At 69.4% G+C, this 19,186-nt stretch carries 20 protein-coding genes and 1 pseudogene; 11 read left to right on the top strand and 10 right to left on the bottom strand.

Going from position 1 to position 19,186, the window contains the following annotated elements; genetic code table 11:
- From ADL12_RS42370 to ADL12_RS42345, 6 genes are all read right to left on the bottom strand, one after another.
- Positions 1 to 495 (bottom strand): M20/M25/M40 family metallo-hydrolase (locus ADL12_RS42370; protein ID WP_159053470.1); only part of this gene is annotated, 495 nt, incomplete at its 3' end.
- 111 nt (positions 496 to 606) lie between these two features.
- Positions 607 to 1,953, bottom strand: coding sequence for a HAMP domain-containing sensor histidine kinase (locus ADL12_RS42365; RefSeq protein WP_062713487.1), 1,347 nt, complete (start codon positions 1,951 to 1,953; stop codon positions 607 to 609).
- A gap of 75 nt (positions 1,954 to 2,028) precedes the next feature.
- Entirely contained in the window at positions 2,029 to 2,757 is a 729-nt protein-coding gene (locus tag ADL12_RS42360; protein WP_208614729.1) for a response regulator transcription factor, read from the bottom strand.
- A 73-nt stretch (positions 2,758 to 2,830) separates the two neighbouring features.
- Positions 2,831 to 3,442 carry an FMN reductase gene (locus ADL12_RS42355; protein WP_062713477.1) on the bottom strand — a complete coding sequence of 204 codons (612 nt, stop codon included), beginning with the start codon at positions 3,440 to 3,442 and terminating at the stop codon, positions 2,831 to 2,833.
- A complete protein-coding gene (locus ADL12_RS42350; RefSeq protein WP_062713476.1) occupies positions 3,439 to 4,524 on the bottom strand; it encodes an LLM class flavin-dependent oxidoreductase in 1,086 nt (361 codons plus the stop codon). Before ADL12_RS42350 ends, ADL12_RS42355 begins: the two co-directional genes overlap by 4 nt.
- Positions 4,525 to 4,588: 64 nt before the next feature.
- On the bottom strand, positions 4,589 to 5,179 hold the full coding sequence (locus ADL12_RS42345; RefSeq protein WP_062713475.1) for a TIGR03086 family metal-binding protein: 591 nt from the start codon (positions 5,177 to 5,179) through the stop codon (positions 4,589 to 4,591).
- Between the two features lie 79 nt (positions 5,180 to 5,258).
- Here ADL12_RS42345 and ADL12_RS42340 point away from each other — a divergent pair, with 79 nt between their 5' ends.
- Positions 5,259 to 6,089, top strand: a complete 831-nt coding sequence (locus ADL12_RS42340) for a helix-turn-helix domain-containing protein (protein WP_062713483.1) — start codon at positions 5,259 to 5,261, stop codon at positions 6,087 to 6,089.
- Positions 6,090 to 6,177: 88 nt separating this feature from the next.
- Positions 6,178 to 6,297, top strand: a pseudogene (locus tag ADL12_RS53515) (winged helix-turn-helix transcriptional regulator); the annotation flags it as partial.
- Positions 6,298 to 6,341: 44 nt separating this feature from the next.
- On the opposite strand, the gene ADL12_RS42335 reads toward ADL12_RS53515, so the two are convergent.
- Positions 6,342 to 6,815, bottom strand: coding sequence for a hypothetical protein (locus ADL12_RS42335; protein ID WP_062713474.1), 474 nt, complete (start codon positions 6,813 to 6,815; stop codon positions 6,342 to 6,344).
- A gap of 116 nt (positions 6,816 to 6,931) precedes the next feature.
- On the opposite strand from ADL12_RS42335, the gene ADL12_RS42330 reads away from it, so the two are divergent.
- Entirely contained in the window at positions 6,932 to 7,267 is a 336-nt protein-coding gene (locus ADL12_RS42330; RefSeq protein WP_062713473.1) for a YnfA family protein, read from the top strand.
- A gap of 24 nt (positions 7,268 to 7,291) precedes the next feature.
- Here the strand turns inward: ADL12_RS42330 and ADL12_RS42325 are convergent, their stop codons facing one another.
- Positions 7,292 to 7,627: a nuclear transport factor 2 family protein gene (locus ADL12_RS42325; protein ID WP_062713467.1), complete on the bottom strand. Its 336-nt coding sequence runs from the start codon at positions 7,625 to 7,627 to the stop codon at positions 7,292 to 7,294.
- A gap of 129 nt (positions 7,628 to 7,756) precedes the next feature.
- Between ADL12_RS42325 and ADL12_RS42320 the strand changes: the two genes are divergently transcribed.
- From ADL12_RS42320 to ADL12_RS42310, 4 genes are all read left to right on the top strand, one after another.
- Positions 7,757 to 8,533 carry an SDR family NAD(P)-dependent oxidoreductase gene (locus ADL12_RS42320; RefSeq protein ID WP_062713465.1) on the top strand — a complete coding sequence of 259 codons (777 nt, stop codon included), beginning with the start codon at positions 7,757 to 7,759 and terminating at the stop codon, positions 8,531 to 8,533.
- Positions 8,533 to 8,694, top strand: coding sequence for a hypothetical protein (locus tag ADL12_RS55280; RefSeq protein ID WP_167364473.1), 162 nt, complete (start codon positions 8,533 to 8,535; stop codon positions 8,692 to 8,694). The genes ADL12_RS42320 and ADL12_RS55280 overlap by 1 nt, the downstream gene beginning before the upstream one ends.
- Before the next feature lie 43 nt (positions 8,695 to 8,737).
- A complete protein-coding gene (locus tag ADL12_RS42315) occupies positions 8,738 to 9,493 on the top strand; it encodes a tyrosine-protein phosphatase (RefSeq protein WP_062713462.1) in 756 nt (251 codons plus the stop codon).
- Between the two features lie 143 nt (positions 9,494 to 9,636).
- A complete protein-coding gene (locus ADL12_RS42310; RefSeq protein WP_062713460.1) occupies positions 9,637 to 10,470 on the top strand; it encodes an LAGLIDADG family homing endonuclease in 834 nt (277 codons plus the stop codon).
- 42 nt (positions 10,471 to 10,512) lie between these two features.
- Here ADL12_RS42310 and ADL12_RS42305 read toward each other — a convergent pair whose 3' ends face one another.
- The gene (locus ADL12_RS42305; protein ID WP_062713458.1) at positions 10,513 to 11,706 is read right to left on the bottom strand and encodes an RtcB family protein; all 1,194 of its coding nucleotides are present in this window, start codon (positions 11,704 to 11,706) and stop codon (positions 10,513 to 10,515) included.
- A 215-nt stretch (positions 11,707 to 11,921) separates the two neighbouring features.
- Here ADL12_RS42305 and ADL12_RS42300 point away from each other — a divergent pair, with 215 nt between their 5' ends.
- From ADL12_RS42300 to ADL12_RS42290, 3 genes are all read left to right on the top strand, one after another.
- Positions 11,922 to 12,809, top strand: coding sequence for a hypothetical protein (locus tag ADL12_RS42300; RefSeq protein WP_062713456.1), 888 nt, complete (start codon positions 11,922 to 11,924; stop codon positions 12,807 to 12,809).
- 122 nt (positions 12,810 to 12,931) lie between these two features.
- Complete coding sequence (locus ADL12_RS42295; RefSeq protein WP_062713454.1) at positions 12,932 to 13,846, top strand: DUF3558 family protein; 915 nt, start codon at positions 12,932 to 12,934, stop codon at positions 13,844 to 13,846.
- A 194-nt stretch (positions 13,847 to 14,040) separates the two neighbouring features.
- Positions 14,041 to 15,360 (top strand): DUF2637 domain-containing protein, encoded by a 1,320-nt coding sequence (locus ADL12_RS42290; protein ID WP_062713452.1) that lies wholly within the window; start codon positions 14,041 to 14,043, stop codon positions 15,358 to 15,360.
- A gap of 102 nt (positions 15,361 to 15,462) precedes the next feature.
- On the opposite strand, the gene lysS is transcribed toward ADL12_RS42290, so the two are convergent.
- Positions 15,463 to 17,205: a lysine--tRNA ligase gene (lysS, locus tag ADL12_RS42285; RefSeq protein ID WP_062713450.1), complete on the bottom strand. Its 1,743-nt coding sequence runs from the start codon at positions 17,203 to 17,205 to the stop codon at positions 15,463 to 15,465.
- Positions 17,206 to 17,410: 205 nt separating this feature from the next.
- Between lysS and argS the strand changes: the two genes are divergently transcribed.
- The gene (gene argS, locus ADL12_RS42280; RefSeq protein ID WP_062713448.1) at positions 17,411 to 19,168 is read left to right on the top strand and encodes an arginine--tRNA ligase; all 1,758 of its coding nucleotides are present in this window, start codon (positions 17,411 to 17,413) and stop codon (positions 19,166 to 19,168) included.
- Positions 19,169 to 19,186: the final 18 nt, after the last annotated feature.

The raw sequence follows: 19,186 nt of genomic DNA, 5'->3' as shown, positions 1-19,186 counted from the left end.
AAAGTGCACACCCACCCGCCCCCGCAACCGCACCCCGGCGGCCCGTATCGCCGCGAGCGCGGCAAGGTGGGCCACCAGGCCGGCCTTCATGTCACAGGCACCCCGCCCGTGTACGACATCCCCGGTCACCCTCGGCACGAACGGGTCGCCCACCCACGCGTCGCGATCCCCGGGCGGTACGACATCCACGTGCCCCTGCAGGACGAACGTAGGCCCGTCTCCGCCGTCCGGCGTCACCCCGACCAGCCCCCACGCCTCCTCCCGCTCCGCCTCCGTCCCCGGGAAATCGGGATGCGCGCGCAGCGCGTCCAGGTCCATGGACCACAGGTCGACGTCCAGCCCGAGCCGCTCCAGCCGCCCCGCCAGCAGATGCTGAAGCTCCGACTCGGCCGCGCTCCCGCTCACGCTCGGCACCGAGATCAACTCCAGCAACGTACGACCGATCCCGGCCTCGTCGATCTCCGCCAGGACCGCGCTCTCCACGTCACTCAGCACGATGACGTCCCTCCCCTCGCCCACGCCGCCGCGCGCGGCACCCCGGACCGATAGTCACCCATACCCAGAGAGAACCGAAGGAGAAGCCGACAGGGCCTACGTGGACCCGCCCTACGTGGACCCGCCCACCGTGAACCCGATCACCGTCCCACCCCCGTCCCGCCGAAAGGCGAACGGCGCTCCCCCATGCGACAGCGCCACCTCCCGCACGATCGACAACCCAAGCCCCGACCCCGGCAGCGACCGCGCGTCGGCGGCGCGGTAGAAGCGGTCGAAGACCCGGATCAGATCGTCCTCGGCGATACCCGGCCCCCGGTCGAGGACCTCGACGCGCACCGTCCCGGGACGGGCGGGCCCGGCGACGTTGATCTCGATCGGTGCCGTGCCGTCTCGGTCGAACTTGGCGGCGTTCTCAACGAGGTTGGTCACCGCGCGCTGGAGCATCCCCGGCCGTCCGTCCGTCGTCGTGTCGCCGCTCGCGCGCAGGACGATCCGCCGTCCCGTACGCCGCCGGGCGAGCCCCGCGACTTCCTCGGCGATGTCGGCGAGATCCACCCGCCCTACCGGCTCGGTGTCGGACTGCCCAGCCGCCAGATCGACCAACTCATTGACCAGGTCGGTGAGTTCGCGCGCCTCCTGGCCCAGGTCGGCCACCAGCTCGTCGCGAGTCGCGGGAGGTAGTTCATCAATGCGGCGCAACAACGAAATATTCGTACGCAGTGAGGTGAGCGGGGTGCGGAGTTCGTGGCCGGCGTCCTGCACCAGCCGCCGCTGGTCCTCCTCCGACTGGGCGAGCCGGCCCAGCATGCGGTCGAAGGCGCGGCCCAGGCGGCCCACCTCGTCGTATCCGGTGACCGGCACCTGGATGCCGAGCCGCCGGGTGCGGGCGACGTCCTCGGCGGCGGCGGTGAGGACGACCAGGCGGCGCGTGATGCGCCGGGCCAGCCACCAGCCGAAGAGTCCCGCGAGCGTGACCACCGCCGCCATCAGCAGCAGGGTCCGCTGCTGCAGCGCCCGCAGCAGGTCCTCCGTGTCGCTGAACTCCTGGGCCACCTGCACCGCGCCCCGCCCGCCACCGAGCGCGACGGTCGCTACACGGTAGACGTCGCTGCCCACGCCGACGTCCTTGTACTGGACCATCCGCCCGGCCGTCCCGTCGGCGGCGATCCGCCGGTCGGCGGCCGTCACCGGCAGCCCCGGCCGCCCCGGGTCGACGACCGCACCGTCCGAGCCCAGCACCTGCACATCCGTCCGGGCGGGCCGTACCAGATCGTGCCCGGGCGCGGATGACGAGAAGTCCTCCGGTGTCATCGGCCGCTCCCGCACCTCGCCCCGCAGATCCTGCACGACCTCGTCGAACACGGACTCCTGGTCCACCCGCACCAGCCGGGCGGCGGCGGTGTACGACAGCAGACCGACCAGCACGGTGACGACGGCGGTCACCGCCGCGAACGACATGGCAAAGGTGGTGCCGAGCCCGCTTCTGCGCCGTCCCGTCAGCAGCCGCCCGAGCCGACGGCGGGCCGCGCCCACTCAGTCCTCCCGCAGCACGTAACCCACCCCGCGCACCGTGTGGATCAGCTGCGGGGCGCCCGGCTCGTCGAGCTTGCGGCGCAGGTAGCCGACGTAGACGGCGAGGTTCTTGGAGCCGGGCCCGAAGTCGTAGCCCCAGATGCGGTCGTAGATGGTGGAGTGGTCGAGGACGATGCCGGCGTTGCGCACCAGCAACTCCAGCAGCTCGAACTCCGTCCGCGTCAGCTCCAGCTCCCGCGCGCCCCGCCAGGCCCGCCGCGCCTGCGGGTCCATCCGCAGGCCCGCCGCCTCGATCAGCCGGTCGGACGTCGCGAGGGTCTCGGGAGCCTGCTTCGGTACGTCGACGGGGGCGCCGTTCGCCTCGCTGGTGCGGCGCAGCAGGGCGCGCAGCCGGGCGAAGACCTCCTCGACGTCGAAGGGCTTCACGACGTAGTCGTCGGCGCCCGCGTCCAGGCCGGCGATCCGGTCCTGGGTCTCCACGAGCGCCGTCAGCATCAGGATCGGGGTGCGGTCGCCCTCGGCGCGCAGCACCCGGCAGACCTGGAGCCCGTCGATGCCGGGCATCATCACGTCCAGCACGAGCACGTCCGGCGGCGTGCGATGGGCCTGCGCGAGCGCCTCGACCCCGTCGGCGACCGCGGTGACCTGGTAGCCCTCCAGGGTCAGCGCGCGCTCCAGCGCGTTGCGGATGGCGCGGTCGTCTTCGGCGAGGAGCACAGTCTGGGGCACGGGTTCATCCTCTCAAGCCGTCGCGGTCCTACGACGTGATGAGCGGCTCACCGAGCCCCTTCTTACTGGCCTCTCACCCGGCCGGTCGCAGTGCCGCCAGCTGCTCCTCGAACGGCACCACCTCAGGCTCGGCGCCCTTCTTCGCAGGTCGTCCGGCCATCAGCCCCGCCAACTCCCCCGCAGCCCGCTCGATCCGCCCGTCCAGCCCCTCGGCACCCCAGTCCTCCGAGGCGGCGTACACACCGGTCGGGACGACCACGGCCCGCAGATACGCGAAGAGCGGACGCAGCGCGTGCTCCAGGACCAGCGAGTGCCGGGCCGTCCCGCCGGTGGCCGCGATCAGCACCGGCATGCCGGCCAGCGCCTCCGGCTCGATCACGTCGAAGAACGACTTGAACAGCCCGCTGTACGACGCCGAGCTGCATCCATTGGCGCGCCTCCGGCACGACCCGGGCGTGACGACGACGAGGCCGTCCGCCGAGGTCACCGCGTCGATGGCGGCGGCCAGCTTCCGGCCCGGGAAGCCGTTGGTGAAGTGGTGCGCGATCTCCACGGCGAGGTCGCGCAGCTCGACGACCTCCACGTCCACGTCGGACTGCCCGCCGACCGCCGCGGCCAGCCGGTCACCCAGCAGCCGCGTGGAGGACGGGACGCTCAGTCCCGCCGACACGACGACGAGCTTCATACGGTGGTCACCTCCTGAGCGGCCTTGAGAGAAGCGTGGGTCGGCGCCTCCGGCACGTCCGCGGAGCGCCCCGCCGCGAACTCCCTGCGCAGCACCGGTACGACCTCCTCGCCGAGCATGTCGATCTGCTCCAGGACGGTCTTGAGCGGCAGCCCGGCGTGGTCGACGAGGAACAGCTGGCGCTGGTAGTCGCCCGCGTACTCGCGGAAGGCCAGGGTCTTCTCGATGACCTGTTCCGGCGTGCCGACGGTCAGCGGCGTCTGGTCGGTGAAGTCCTCCAGCGACGGCCCGTGCCCGTACACCGGCGCGACGTCGAAGTACGGCCGGAACTCGCGGACCGCGTCCTGAGAGTTGCGGCGCATGAAGATGTGCCCGCCCAGTCCGACGATCGCCTGCTCGGGCGTGCCGTGCCCGTAGTGGGCGTAGCGCGTCCGGTACAGCTCGACCATCCGCTTGGTGTGGTCGGCCGGCCAGAAGATGTTGTTGTGGAAGAAGCCGTCGCCGTAGTACGCGGCCTGCTCGGCGATCTCCGGCGAGCGGATGGAGCCGTGCCAGACGAACGGCGGTACGCCGTCCAGCGGCCGCGGCGTGGACGTGAAGCTCTGCAGCGGCGTGCGGAACTTGCCCTCCCAGTTCACTACGTCCTCGCGCCACAGCCGGTGCAGCAGGGCGTAGTTCTCGATGGCGAGGTTGATGCCCTGCCGGATGTCCTGGCCGAACCAGGGGTAGACCGGGCCGGTGTTGCCGCGGCCCATCATCAGGTCGACCCGGCCGTCGGCCAGGTGCTGGAGCATCGCGAAGTCCTCGGCGATCTTCACCGGGTCGTTGGTGGTGATCAGGGTGGTGGCGGTGGAGAGGATCAGCCGCTCGGCGCGCGCCGCGATGTAGCCGAGCATCGTCGTCGGCGACGACGGCACGAAGGGTGGGTTGTGGTGCTCGCCGGTCGCGAAGACGTCCAGGCCGACCTCCTCGGCCTTCAGCGCGATGGCGACCATGGCCTTGATGCGGTCGCGCTCGGTCGGCGTACGGCCCGTGGTGGGGTCCGGCGTGACGTCGCCGACGCTGAAGATCCCGAACTGCATGGTCGCTCACCCTCCAGATTGTTGACCATTCAACTATATCTGGAGAACGGAGACCGGTCCGGGGCTATTCCCAGTGCGGATCCCGCCCGGTCTGCGCAAGCAGTCGCTCGAACGCCGACGCGCCCTCGGCCGCCGGCACCGGCTCCCCGAACACCCCCATCTTCCGGGCCGTCGGCGCCAACTCGTCCACCGCGCCGGCCAGCTCCGCCACGACCGCCTCGTCGGCGCCCGACCAGTCCTGGCCCGTCGCCCGCGCCAGGTCCCACACATGCACGGTCAGATCGAGCAGCGCCATCGAGCCGACCAGCCTCGCCGGCATGTTCATCCCGCCGGTCCTGCCCTCCTCGGCGCCGGGCGCCGACCAGGCCGCCACCAGCCGGTCCGCCTCGTCCACGAGCCGCTCACGCCACTCGGGGCTTTCGGCGACCCGGTCGGGGGTCTCACCGAAGTCCGACGCCTCCTTCACGGCCAGCCGCTGGAACTGCACGATCACCTGGAAGAGGTGATTGACCAGGGCCTTCACGTCGTACTCGGCGCAGGGCGTGGGAGCGGCGAGCGCCGCGTCGGGAATGCCCCGCACCACCGGAACCGCCCGCTCGCGCGCCATGGCCAACAGCTCACCGATGCCGTACGTCTTCACCTCGTTCGTGTCCATGCCTCGACCGTAGGAAAGCCACCCCTCGCCCTTCTTGAAGAAACGCGACGCCCGCCGAAACGCGACGTACGATCCGCCCATGGAGGCCCCCCGCCACGACACCCGCGGGATCGTCGACCCGGCCGCACTGCTGAACCGCGTCCGGTTCCGCCGCCACGAGCCCGCCGAGCCGTTGCGCCGGTACGTCGAGTGGTACTGGCTGATCGACTGGGACCTGCCCGCGCCCTACGCCTCCCACATCGTTCCGCACCCGGCCGTCAACCTCACCTTCCAGTGGGACGAGGCCGAAGGCGGCCCGTATGCCGAGGTCACCGGCGTGGCGCTCGGCCTGTACACCCGGAAGCTGACCGGACGGGGCCGGGTCTGCGGGGTGAAGTTCCGGCCCGGCGGTTTCCGGCCGTACGCCCCCGAGACGCCGGTGTCCACGTGGACGGGCCGCGCACTGCCCGCCCAGGAGGTGTTCCCGCCGGCGACGGGCGACGCCGCCCACGCGATCGTCACCCCGAGCGACGACCACGCCCGGGTTGCCGCCCTCGACGCCTTCCTGCACTCCCTCCCCTGCACCCCGGACCCTCAGGCCGACCTCGCCATGAGCCTCGTCCAGCGCATCCGCGCCGACCGCACGGTCCGCCGCGTCGGCGACTTCGCCGAGACGGAGGGCCTGTCGGTGCGGGCACTGCAACGGCTCTTCTCGACGTACGTCGGCGTCGGCCCGAAGGCGGTCATCCTCCGCTACCGCATCCACGAGGCCCTGGAACACGCCGGCACCCGGACCGACGTCGACTGGGCCACCCTCGCCACCGAGCTCGGCTACGCCGACCAGGCCCACCTGGTACGGGACTTCACGGCGACGGTGGGGGTGCCGCCGACGGCGTACGCGGCGGAGGTTGGGGCCGGGGCCGGGGGTTAGGACGCGAGCACACACTCGCTACGGCACGAGCACCAGCCGCCCCCGCACCCCGCCCTCCGCGAGCCGGGCATGCGCCTTGGCGGCATCGTCGCCCCTGGGCCACAACCTGGCCCTGCTGCTGACCGCGGTGAAGGACTGGGCGGAGACCCACTTCGACGAGGTCCACGAGGCCCGCGAGCGCTACGACACCGAGATCCTGGACGACTAGCCCCGCCCCCGCACCTCACCGCAGGCCGGTCAGAAGCAGGCCGGTCAGAAGTAGTACGTGTCCCCCGTGTCCAGCACGAGCACCCGCTGCTGACCGGTCCCCCGGGCGCCGTCCGCGGCCCCGCCGCTCGGCACGGTGTCGAACTCCAACGACACCTCCTCCGGCGCACCCCGCAGCCGTACCCGCAGAGCGATCCGCTCCCCCACGCCGCCCGCGTCCAGCGCCCCGACGCGGCACGTCACCACCCGCTCCTCCGCCGACGCACACCCTTCGGGCAGCACCTGCCGGTCCGCCAGCGGCTCCGACCAGCGCAGCCGTACCGTCGACTCCGGCACCGCGCTCGGGCCGTGGTTGTGCGGCGTGAACCGTACGTCGACCCGGCCGGCGGACATGTCGGCCGAGCCGTGATAGGCGAGGCCCGCCTCGGGGGGACCCGCCGCCGCGGCGCCCGGAGCCACCCCGCCGACCGTCGCCAGCACGGCCGCGCCGCACACCGCAGCCACCCGCATCCGCCGCATACCGCCCACTCCTCACTCCACGTGGTCGTACGGATGTATCCCACGCGGTGCGGCCGGCAGGCGCCGTCCAACAGGTGACACGAAGGCTCGGGCGAGCACATGCGAAGCTGACCACCATGCTCGTCCTCCGCTCCGCCGCCCTCTTCGTCGCCGCCGCGCTCTTCGAGATCGGCGGCGCCTGGCTGGTCTGGCAGGGCGTGCGTGAACACCGCGGCTGGCTGTGGATCGGCGCGGGCGTCATGGCCCTCGGCGCGTACGGCTTCGTCGCCACGCTCCAGCCCGACGCCAACTTCGGCCGCATCCTCGCCGCGTACGGCGGTGTCTTCGTCGCCGGCTCCCTGGCCTGGGGGATGGTCGCGGACGGCTACCGCCCGGACCGCTGGGACGTCACGGGCGCGCTGATCTGCCTCGCGGGCATGGCGGTGATCATGTACGCGCCGCGGGGCAACTGAAGCCCGGCGTCTCAGGTCGGCGTCTCAGGTCGGCGGCAGCAGCCCGAGCTGTCCCAGGAACTCCATCTCGTCGAAGTAGAGCCGGTAGTCGACGATGTGTCCGCTCGACGGTGGCGAGGTCCACCCCTCGTCGATGGCCGTGTTGCCGATCTCGTACCCGTGCACCGGCTCGTACGTGCCGTCGGGAACCATCTCCGTCATCTGACGCCAGTACGCGGCGATGTCGTCGCGCCCGTGGAGCTCACCGCCGTCGGGGGTGACGGCGACCGCGTCCTGCGCGTAGAGCTCGGCGATGGCCTTGGAGTCCGCCGTGGTGATCGCTTCGGTCAGCCGGTCCATGACCTCACGGGCCTGTCCCATGGTCCACCTCCCGCAGTGGAGGATCACCCATCCCATTGTCCCACCGCGCTCCCGCCTATCCTGGCCGGAAGGTCCCCGCCCCGCCCACGCAACACGACCACGCCACACGACCACGCAAGAGGAGCAGCCATGCCCACCGCCGCACCGTCCGCCGCCTCCCGCATCGCCGTCGTCACCGGTGCGAGCAGCGGAATCGGCGCCGCCACGGCACGACAGCTCGCCGCGGCCGGCTACCGGGTCGTCCTCACCGCCCGCCGCAAGGACCGCATCGAGGCGCTGGCGGAGGAGATCACCGCGGCCGGCCACCAGGCGACGGCCTACCAGCTGGACGTGACGGACCGCGCCGCGGTCGACGAGTTCGCGACGGCCTTCAAGACGATCGGCGTCCTCGTCAACAACGCGGGCGGCGCACTCGGCGCCGACCCGGTCGCCACCGGCGACCCCGCCGAGTGGCGCACGATGTACGAGACGAACGTCATCGGCACCCTGAACCTCACCCAGGCCCTGCTCCCCAAGCTGGACGCGAGCGGCGACGGCACCATCGTCGTCGTCTCCTCCACGGCCGGACACGCGACCTACGAGGGCGGCGCGGGCTACGTCGCCGCCAAGCACGGCGCCCACGTCCTCGCCGAGACCCTCCGCCTGGAGATCGTCGGCCGGCCCGTCCGCGTCATCGAGATCGCGCCCGGCATGGTCAAGACGGACGAGTTCGCCCTGACCCGCTTCTCCGGCGACGAGGAAAAGGCGGCGAAGGTCTACCAGGGCGTGGCCGAGCCCCTGACGGCGGACGACGTCGCCGACACCATCACCTGGGCGGTCACCCGCCCCAGCCACGTCAACATCGACCTCCTCGTCGTCCGTCCCCGCGCCCAGGCGTCCAACACGAAGGTCCACAGGGAGCTGTGATGCCGGACAACAGCAAGGGCGAGAAAGCCGAGAAGGCCGAGAAGAAGGACACGGGCCCGCACAACGAACGCCAGATGTGGTGGTGGCTCGCCTACTTCCTCTTCGGCATCCACATCGTGGCGTTCGTCATGATCTACGCGGTGACACACGCGCCGAAGTAAAAGGCCAGGCACGGCGGGCTGTGACCACCTATGGTCACAGCCCGTGGACAGACACATACGCTTCGACGCACTGCACAACTTCCGCGACCTGGGCGGCTACACGACGACGGACAGCCACCGCATCCGCCCCGCCCGCCTCTACCGCACGGACTCCCTGGGCAAGCTGACGGAAGACACCCCGGACTGGTCCCGTTTCCTCTCCCTGGGCATCCGCACCGTGATCGACCTGCGCTACCCGTGGGAGATCGAGAACAGGGGCCGTATCCCGGACCACCCGTCCTTCACGTACCACAACCTCAGCATCGAGCACCGCCCGTACAACCAGGCGACCCTGCCCCCTGAGGTGGCCCCCGGCCCCTACCTGGCCGAGCGCTACATGGAGGTGGCGCAGGACGGCACGAAGGAAATCCGCAGCGCGCTGGAGCTGGTGGCGAAAGCAGCGGAGTCGGACACACCCCTGGTCTTCCACTGCGCGAAGGGCAAGGACCGCACGGGCCTGCTGGCGGCACTGATCCTCGGCCTGCTCGGAGTGCCGGAGGCCACGATCATCGAGGACTACACCCTCACAGAACTGGCCGCCCCCGCCTTCCTGGCCGAATGGAAAGCCCTCAACAACGGCCCCACCCCGACCTGGCCGGGCTTCAACAAGACCCCGCCGGAGGTGATGCGCCTGTTCCTGGCATCCCTGACGACGGAGTACGGCGGAATAGAGGGCTACGTCTCCGAAGCCCTGTCCCTGAACCCGGGACCGCTCTCAACGACCCTGCGCGACGCGCTCCTTGAGCGGCGGCCCGAGTAACTCACAGGAGTGAACGTCATCGATCACCCGAACGGAGGCTGAACTGGCGACCTAGGCTCGCGCCACAACATCAAATCGACGGCCCCCGGCGGGATGCCGGTCCCGACCGAGGGCCTGACCAGCAAGGAAGGAAAGGCTTCCTCATGGCTGACCGCGAGCCTATCGCCCACCAGTTCATGGACCTCACGGTGCCTGCGTACGCGTACATGTTCGGCTTCTTGCAGGCGGACGGGCATCTGTACCAGGGCACAGGGCAGAAAGGCCGTCTGACCGTCGAGCTCAACATCCGGGACATTGATCTGCTCTACAGGTTCAAGTACCTGACGCCGCACAACAGCAGGGTTGCGGAGCGCACGCGAACCACCAACTTCGCCGAAAACCATCACTCGGCAATCTGGACACTGTGCTCCCTTGAGGCTAGGACAAAGCTCAACGAACTAGGCCTTCCTTACGGCCGCAAGTCACGGAAGATCGCCCCACCCCACGTTGAGTTCTCCCGCCGCGACTACCTGCGGGGCCTCATCGACGCCGACGGGTCTGTTGGCTATGCGGGGCAGCAGTTCCCCTTCATCTCCCTGACCACGTCGAGCGCAGCCATCGCCGACTTTCTGTGCTTCTACGCAAAGGAGGTCACGGGTGTCGAGCGCATGATCAACCGAAACGCGCGCGACGAGGTCTACAACATCACCTACCAGAAGGAAGCCGCTCAAACACTCGCAGCCGACCTGTACTACCCAGGCTGCTTGTCCCTTGGGCGCAAACAGGTCAAGGCGGACGCAGTCGCCACCTGGACCCGCCCACTTGACATGCGGGTTGTGCACTCAAGGCGCCTCTGGACTGCCCAGGAGGACCAAGTGCTGCTTCTGGCCAACGACGTCGTGGCGGTAGCCGAAGAACTCGGACGCACCGAGCAGAGTTGCCGATTGCGCCTATGGCGCCTCCGCAACAGCCGAATGCTGATGCCCAACGGCCAGTGATCCGATGAACAAGGCCCCCGGTTTCACCGGGGGCCTCATGCATCACCCCTTCACACAGATGACCTGCTTCAGCTTCGCGACAACCTCCACGAGGTCCCGCTGCTGATCGATGACCTGCTCGATCGGCTTGTAAGCACCCGGAATCTCGTCCACGACGCCGGAGTCCTTACGGCACTCCACGCCCCGGGTCTGCTCCTCCAGGTCCTTCGTCGAGAAGCGCCGCTTCGCCGCGTTCCGGCTCATGCGCCGACCCGCGCCGTGCGAGGCCGAGTTGAAGGACATCGGGTTCCCGAGACCCTTCACGATGTACGAACCCGTCCCCATCGAGCCCGGGATGATCCCGTAATCGCCGGAGCCCGCGCGGATCGCGCCCTTACGGGTCACGAGCAGGTCCATGCCCTCGTACCGCTCCTCCGCCACGTAGTTGTGGTGACAGGAGATCTCCGGCTCGAAGGTCGGCTTCGCCTTCTTGAACTCCTTGCGGATGACGTCCTTGAGGAGCGCCATCATGATCGTGCGGTTGTACTTCGCGTACTCCTGCGCCCAGAAAAGGTCGTTCCGGTACGCCGCCATCTGCGGGGTGTCCGCGACGAAGACGGCGAGGTCACGGTCGACCAGGCCCTGGTTGTGCGGGAGCTTCTGGGCCACGCCGATGTGGTGCTCGGCCAGTTCCTTGCCGATGTTGCGGGAGCCGGAGTGAAGCATGAGCCACACCGAACCGGACATGTCTACACAAACTTCACAGAAGTGATTTCCGGACCCAAGTGTGCCCATCTGCTTCCCGGCGCGTTCCTGACGGAACTTCACCGCATCCGCGATCCCGTCGAACCGCCCCCAAAAGTCATCCCACCCCGCAGTGGCCAACCCATGGAACCGCCCCGGCTCAACAGGACTGTCATGCATCCCCCGCCCCACCGGAATCGCCTGCTCGATCTTCGACCGCAACCGCGACAGATCCCCCGGCAGATCATTCGCCGTGAGCGACGTCTTCACGGCAGACATCCCGCACCCGATGTCCACCCCCACCGCCGCAGGACACACAGCCCCCTGCATCGCGATGACAGACCCGACCGTCGCGCCCTTCCCGTAGTGGACGTCCGGCATCACCGCCAGCCCCTTGATCCACGGCAGCGTCGCGACGTTCCGCAGCTGCTGCAGGGCCACGTCCTCGACGGTCGCCGGGTCGGTCCACATGCGGATGGGAACCTTCGCGCCCGGCATCTCCACGTACGACATATCGTCCTCTATCCCCCGGAAAGAAAATACAAGCCTGAAATCGCAAAACCGGCGCCAAGGTCGCTGAAAAGGGACAGCGGACCGGCGTCCACGGCAGTGCGTGCGATACACATTGTCTCCAGGGAGCGCCCCCGCGCGGCAAGCGAATAACCAGCGGGGACGCTGAAAGACCGGCAACGGACCGACATGACAGCACTGTCGAGAGGAGCCTGACCGTGCAGCGGAAGGCGTATGTATCCGGCGTCGCCGCGCTCCTCGCGGCGTTGCTGGCCGGCTGCACCGGCAGCTCCGACAGCGGCGGCGCGGCCGACGACTCCAACCCGGGCGACTCGGGTACGGCGACCGCGGTGGCCGAGCCCGGCCGGTACCGCACGCTGCCCGACCCCTGCGACGTGGTCGGTGAGGAGACCCTGGACTCGCTGCTGCCCGGCATCGACGAGCTCACGGACGAGGAGCGGCGCGAGAAGGCGTACGAGGGCACGCCGACGCTCACGTTCGACACCGACCGCAAGGTGGGCTGTCGTTGGAAGGTCGAGTCGGCCGAGGCCACCGATCATCTCTTCGTCGACTTCGAGCGTGTGGTGTCGTACGACGGCGCGGTCAGCGACGAAAGTGAGGCGCAGGGGCTCTTCGCGACGCAGCGGGAGGCGGCCGACCTTCCCGAGCCGACGAGTTCGGAGAGCGGCGGCGACGGGGGCACGTCCGCCACAGACCCGAGTGGTTCGCCCTCTCCCTCCCCCTCCTCTTCGCCCTCGACCCCGGCGTCCGGGTCCGCGTCCGCCTCGTCGTCGTCCTCCGCCTCCCCGTCCGGCTCCGGCTCCGGCTCCGGCTCCGGCTCCACCGATGGGACGACCCCCGCGGAGCTTCAGCCCCGCGTTCTCGAAGACCTCGGCGACGAGGCTTTCCTCGACGACGAGCTCAGCAGCTCCGGTTCGACGGCTCAGCGGCGCACGGTGACTGTGGTGTTCCGCACGTCCAATGTGATCGTGAGGATCGAGTACGAGGAGCAGCCGGCGACGGTCGGCACGGTCCCGGACAGCGAGGAAATGCAGGACAGGGCCCAGAATCTGGCGGCGCAGCTGGCGGACGCGCTGGCGGAGTGACGCCCCTGGGTCAGCCCCGTACGCCCGCGGGCGACGTAACCGAAATGAGACCACACACCTTCTTCACCGCGTACCGTGGCCCCTCGGAGCCGATCCGACCGCAGGAACCACGAGTGTCAGTCATGAGTGAAGGAACCATGCAACGAGCAGCAGAGCGAGAGCAGCCTGTCCGGCGTGATCAGCGTGAGCAGCGGGTGAAGGGCCTTCACCGATTTCTTGTCTGCGCGGCAGTCGTGCCCGTGATGCTGATCGCCACGGGCTGTTCCTCGGATTCCGGTTCGGACGACGGGGCCGGCGACGGCGCGCAGACCTCGGCGTCGGTGTCGGCGTCCGCGAGTCCGTCGCCGACGGTGCAGGCGGCCGTGTACAAGTCGCTTCCGCAGCCGTGCAAGGTGTTGTCGAAGGAGACGCTGGAGGACCTGGTTCCGAAGGCCAAGTCCGGCAAGGAGGGTTCGTCTGACGACGCGTCGACGCGCGGCTCCTGCTCCTGGAGCAGCCTCGACAACAACGGTGTGAAGGGCTCGCAGTTCCGCTGGCTCAACGTCTCCCTGCTGCGCTTCGACTCGGACGTCACGCGCGGGTCGGGTGACAAGCTGGCGCGGGAGCACTATGAGACGCAGGTGCAGGACGCCCGTTCGGTGTCCGGCGCGAAGAACGTGAAGTCGGAGCCGGTGGCCGGGGTGGGTGACGAGGCGACGGCGGTGCGCTACGACCTGAAGAAGAAGGAGGGTTCCTTCAAGCAGGAGACGGTTGTGGCCCGCGTCGAGAACGTCGTCGTCATGCTCGACTACAACGGCGCCGGTCTGGCCGGTGAGAAGACCCCGAGCGCGGACACCTTGAACAAGCTTGCGCAGAAGGCGGCCAAGGAGGCGGTGGCCGCGGTGACGAAGGCGAACGGCAGCGGTGGCGGCAGCGCGGGCACGCCGAGCAGCACCCCGTCGAAGTCGGCGTCGAAGACTCCGTCGAAGTCTCCCTCGGCCGACGCCTCGAAGGCGGCGTCCGGCTCCCCGTCTCCGTCAGCGTCGAAGAAGAGCTGACCGTCACACCTGGCCCACCGTTGCGCCACTACGCGCAGCTCAGCCCCGCCCTTTGTACGAGCCCGTTCCCTGTCGGGGACCGGGCTCGTGCTGTACCGGCAATCCGTTCGCCGCATGGATGTGCCACTCTGTTGCGCGCAACAACACGCAAGGGGAGGGGAGTACGAGTGGCCGCGCCAGTGCAGCTGACTCGGATGCACCGCATTCTCATCGGTGTGGTCGTGTTCGGCGCCGTGATCATCGCCGCCATCGGCTTCGCCGGTTCCTATGCGGCCGTCCGTGAGCTGGCCATCAAGAAGGGCTTCGGGAACTTCAGTTACGTCTTCCCGATCGGCATCGATGCGGGTATCTGTGTCCTGCTCGCCCTCGACCTTCTCCTGACGTGGATCCGTATCCCGTTCCCGCTCCTGCGCCAGACGGCCTGGCTGCTGACGGCGGCGACGATCGCCTTCAACGGCGCGGCGGCCTGGCCGGACCCGCTGGGTGTGGGTATGCACGCGGTGATCCCGGTGCTGTTCGTGGTGGCGGTGGAGGCGGCCCGGCACGCGATCGGCCGTATAGCGGACATTACGGCCGACAAGCACATGGAGGGCGTACGCCTCACCCGTTGGCTCCTGTCTCCGCTCCCGACGTTCCTGCTGTGGCGCCGCATGAAGCTGTGGGAGCTGCGCTCGTACGAGCAGGTCATCAAGCTGGAGCAGGAGCGGTTGGTGTATCAGGCCCGTCTGCGTTCCCGCTTCGGCCGGGCGTGGCGGCGGAAGGCGCCGGTGGAGTCGCTGATGCCGCTGCGTCTGGCCCGGTACGGGGTTCCGCTGGCGGAGACGGCTCCGGCGGGGCTGGCGGCGGCGGGCATCGAGCCCGCTCTGCTTCCGCCGGCGCCGAAGCAGGCCCTGGACGCGGCGCCGGTGGCGGACGTGGCGCGGGAAGCGGCCCCGGCGGCGGGTGGCCGTGCCGCTGTGCCGGCGTCCGTCGCGCAGCGGGCGGCAGCTCCGCAGGCGGCGCCTTCCGGCGAGGAGCGCCCCGAGTTGGTCGCCACCCCCGGCCCTGAGCAGCCCGGGCAGCCTGAGTACGTGCAGGACTGGTTCAACACGCCCCGCAACGTGGAGTACCAGGGCAGCTACGACCCCGCGTACAACCCGCAGGAGCAGTACGAGCAGTGGTACCAGGAGCAGCTGCAGGCCGAGCAGTACCAGGACCTGTACCAGCAGGAACCCCCTGTCCAGGAGCCGTCCCCCGAGGACACCGGCACCTTCCCGATCCCCGTGAGCCGGGGCCGTACGCGCCAGCTCGGTGAGGGTGGCGGCCCGCCGGAGCCGGCGGATCCGACCGAGGAGGACTACTACCAGGTCTTCAAGAAGTCGATAGGCGGCACCGGCTACCCGACCCCGCGCGAGTTCGGCGAGAACGTCGAGGCGGAGTTCGGCACCGCGCTCCTGCCGGACGAGGCCAAGCGCATGGTGACCCGGTTCACGAATCTCTACAACGCGGAGCTGGAAGAGAACCACATCGCCTGACGTGCGGCAGACGTGCAGCGGACGTGCAGCAGAAAGGGGCCCTCGCCGGAGGGCCCCTTTCTCGTACCGCTTACTCGCTTACTCGCTTACTGGCTCACTCGCTCACTCGCCGAGCAGGCGCCGTACCCGCTCATGCCCCACCGCGAGCAGCAGCGTGGGCAGTCGCGGACCCGTGTCCCGCCCGACCAGCAGGTGGTAGAGCAGTGCGAAGAACGACCGCTGGGCGGTCTTGATCTCGGCCGGCAGCTCCTTGGGCGTGGCGTCCGGGGAGAACCCGGCCTGGACCTTGGGCACGCCGTAGACGAGGTGGGTCAGCCCGTCCAGCGACCAGTGCGATTCCAGCCCGTCGAGGAGCAGCCGCAGCGACTGCTGGGACGCTTCGTCGAGGGACTTCAGCAGCTCGACGTCGGGCTCGTCGCGCACGATGGTCCGCTGGTCGGCGGGCACCTGCGTGTTGATCCACGCCTCGGCCTTGTCGTACCGGGGACGGGCCTCGTCCAGCGAGCCCAGCGGGTTCTCCGGGTCCAGCTCGGAGAGGATCCGCAGCGCCTGGTCCTGGTGTCCGGCGGTGATGTCGGCGACGGACGCGAGGGTCCGGTACGGCAGCGGACGCGCGGTGCGCGGCAGCTCATCGCCTGCTGTGCGCACCGCACGCGAGTGGGCGGCGATGTCAGCCGGCAGAGCCGACCCGTCGGCGACCTTGGTGTCCAGCTTGTCCCACTCGTCGTAGAGCCGCTGGATCTCCTGGTCGAAGGCGATCTTGAAGGACTGGTTGGGCCTGCGGCGGGCGTAGAGCCAGCGCAGCAGCTGCGGCTCCATGATCTTCAGCGCGTCGGCGGGCGTGGGCACGCCACCGCGCGAGGACGACATCTTCGCCATGCCGCTGATGCCGACGAAGGCGTACATCGGCCCGATGGGCTGCTTGCCGCCGAAGATCCCGACGATCTGGCCGCCGACCTGGAAGCTCGACCCCGGCGAGGAGTGGTCGACGCCGCTGGGCTCGAAGACGACGCCTTCGTACGCCCACCGCATGGGCCAGTCGACCTTCCAGACCAGCTTGCCGCGGTTGAACTCGTTCAGCCGGACGGTCTCGGCGAAGCCGCACTCGTTGCAGGTGTACGACAGCTCGGTGGTGTCGTCGATGTACGAGGTGACGGTGGTGAGGTCCTTCTCGCAGTTGCCGCAGTACGGCTTGTACGGGAAGTATCCGGCGGACCCGGAGCTGCCGTCGTCCTCGCTCGCCGCCCCCGACCCTTCGGCGGCCTCCAGTTCGGCCTCGTCGACGGGCTTCTGCGACTTCTTGGCGCCGCCCTTGGGCTTGGTGCGGTACTGGGCGAGAACGGCGTCGATGTCGCCGCGGTGCTTCATGGCGTGCAGGATCTGCTCCCGGTACACGCCGGAGGTGTACTGCGCGGTCTGGCTGATCCCGTCGAACTCCACGCCCAGCTCGGCGAGCGCCTCGACCATCGCCGCCTTGAAGTGCTCGGCCCAGTTCGGGAACGCCGAGCCCTTCGGGGCCGGGACGGAGGTGAGCGGCTTGCCGATGTGCTCGGCCCACGACTCGTCGACCCCGGCGATCCCGGCCGGCACCTTGCGGTACCGGTCGTAGTCGTCCCACGAGATCAGGTGCCGGACCTGGTGTCCGCGCCGCCGGATCTCGTCGGCGACCAGGTGCGGGGTCATGACCTCGCGCAGGTTGCCGAGGTGGATGGGCCCGGAAGGGGAGAGTCCGGACGCGACGACGACCGGTTTGCCCGGGGCCCGACGCTCCGACTCCTCGATGACCTCATCCGCGAAACGGGAGACCCAGTCGGTGGTCTCGGTGCTCTGAGCCACGATCGGCACGTCCTTCTTTCTCCAGGCAGCCGTACGGTCCACGGCTGGCGCCTACATTCTCCCAGGCGACCTCGATTCCGCGAAAACCACTTATCACGACCGCCCCCGGCAAGGGCCGGCAGATCCTGAGCTCGTAGCCGCAAAAACCCCTTTACCCCCCATGGGATACTGACCGTGTCTATCCATCCCCACGAGGAGAACGGCACCCATCCCTATGGCCCCGGTCACATCCCTCACCGCTCGCGTCAACCAGCACCTCGCCGACGCCCTCGCTTCCGCCCGCCCGGAAGCCGACGGAGTCGACCCGTTGCTGCGACGTAGCGACCGGGCCGACTTCCAGGCCAACGGGATCCTGGCCCTCGCCAAGAAGGCCAAGTCGAACCCGCGGGAGCTGGCGACGCAGGTCGTCGGCAACATCGTCACCGGTGACGTGATCAAGGACGTCGAGGTCTCCGGCCCCGGCTTCCTCAACCTCACGATCGCCGACAGGGCGATCACCGAGAACCTCGCCGCGCGGCACGCGGACGGCGAGCGCCTCGGCGTGCCGCTGAAGCAGGAGCCGGGCATCACGGTCGTCGACTACGCCCAGCCGAACGTGGCGAAGGAGATGCACGTCGGTCACCTGCGGTCGGCGGTCATCGGCGACGCCCTGCGCGGCATGCTCGACTTCACCGGCGAGAAGACGATCGGCCGGCACCACATCGGCGACTGGGGCACCCAGTTCGGCATGCTCATCCAGCACCTGTTCGAGAACCCCGGCGAGCTGGCCCCGGCGGAGGACGTCGACGGCGAGCAGGCCATGTCGAACCTCAACCGGGTGTACAAGGCGTCGCGTGCGGTCTTCGACTCGGACGAGGAGTTCAAGGAGCGGGCCCGCAAGCGGGTCGTCGCCCTGCAGTCCGGTGACAAGGAGACGCTCGAGCTGTGGCAGCAGTTCGTGGACGAGTCGAAGGTCTACTTCTACTCGGTCTTCGAGAAGCTGGACATGGAGATCCGCGACGAGGAGATCGTCGGCGAGTCCGCGTACAACGAGGGCATGCCCGAGACCGCCCGCATCCTGGAGGAGACGGGCGTCGCGGTGCGCTCCGAGGGCGCGCTCGTCGTCTTCTTCGACGAGATCCGCGGCAAGGACGACCAGCCGGTCCCGCTGATCGTGCAGAAGGCGGACGGCGGCTTCGGCTACGCGGCCTCCGACCTGACCGCGATCCGCAATCGCGTCTTCGACCTGCACGCGACGACGCTGCTGTACGTCGTGGACGTACGCCAGTCGCTCCACTTCAAGATGGTCTTCGAGACGGCCCGCCGGGCCGGCTGGCTGACCGAGCACGTCACCGCGCACAACATGGGCTACGGCACAGTGCTCGGCGCGGACGGCAAGCCGTTCAAGACGCGTGAGGGCGAGACCGTACGCCTTGAGGACCTGCTGGACGAGGCGGTGCAGCGGGCCGCCGAGGTCGTACGGGAGAAGGCGCAGGACCTCACCGAGGACGAGATCCAGGAGCGGGCCGCGCAGGTCGGCATCGGTGCCGTGAAGTATGCGGACCTGTCGACGTCGCCGAACCGGGACTACAAGTTCGACCTGGACCAGATGGTCTCGCTGAACGGCGACACGTCCGTGTACCTGCAGTACGCGTACGCCCGGATCCAGTCGATCCTGCGCAAGGCGGGCGAGACGAAGCCGGCCGCGCACCCCGAGCTCGAACTCGCCCCGGCGGAGCGGGCGCTCGGTCTGCACCTGGACGCGTTCGGCGACACGGTCTTCGAGGCGGCCGCGGAGTACGCCCCGCACAAGCTGGCGGCGTACCTGTACCAGCTGGCGTCGCTGTACACGTCGTTCTACGACAAGTGCCCGGTGTTGAAGGCCGAGTCGCCCGAGCAGGTGGCGAACCGTCTGCTCCTGTGCGACGTGACGGCCCGGACCCTGCACCAGGGCATGGCCCTGCTGGGCATCCGGACGCCCGAGCGGCTCTGAGGCGCTTTCGGCACGAAC

The organism is Streptomyces regalis (genome assembly GCF_001509475.1).
In the GTDB taxonomy this organism is placed as follows: domain Bacteria; phylum Actinomycetota; class Actinomycetes; order Streptomycetales; family Streptomycetaceae; genus Streptomyces; species Streptomyces regalis.
Note: the sequence above shows the minus strand (reverse complement) of the source record. Positions and strands in the feature narration are given on the sequence as shown.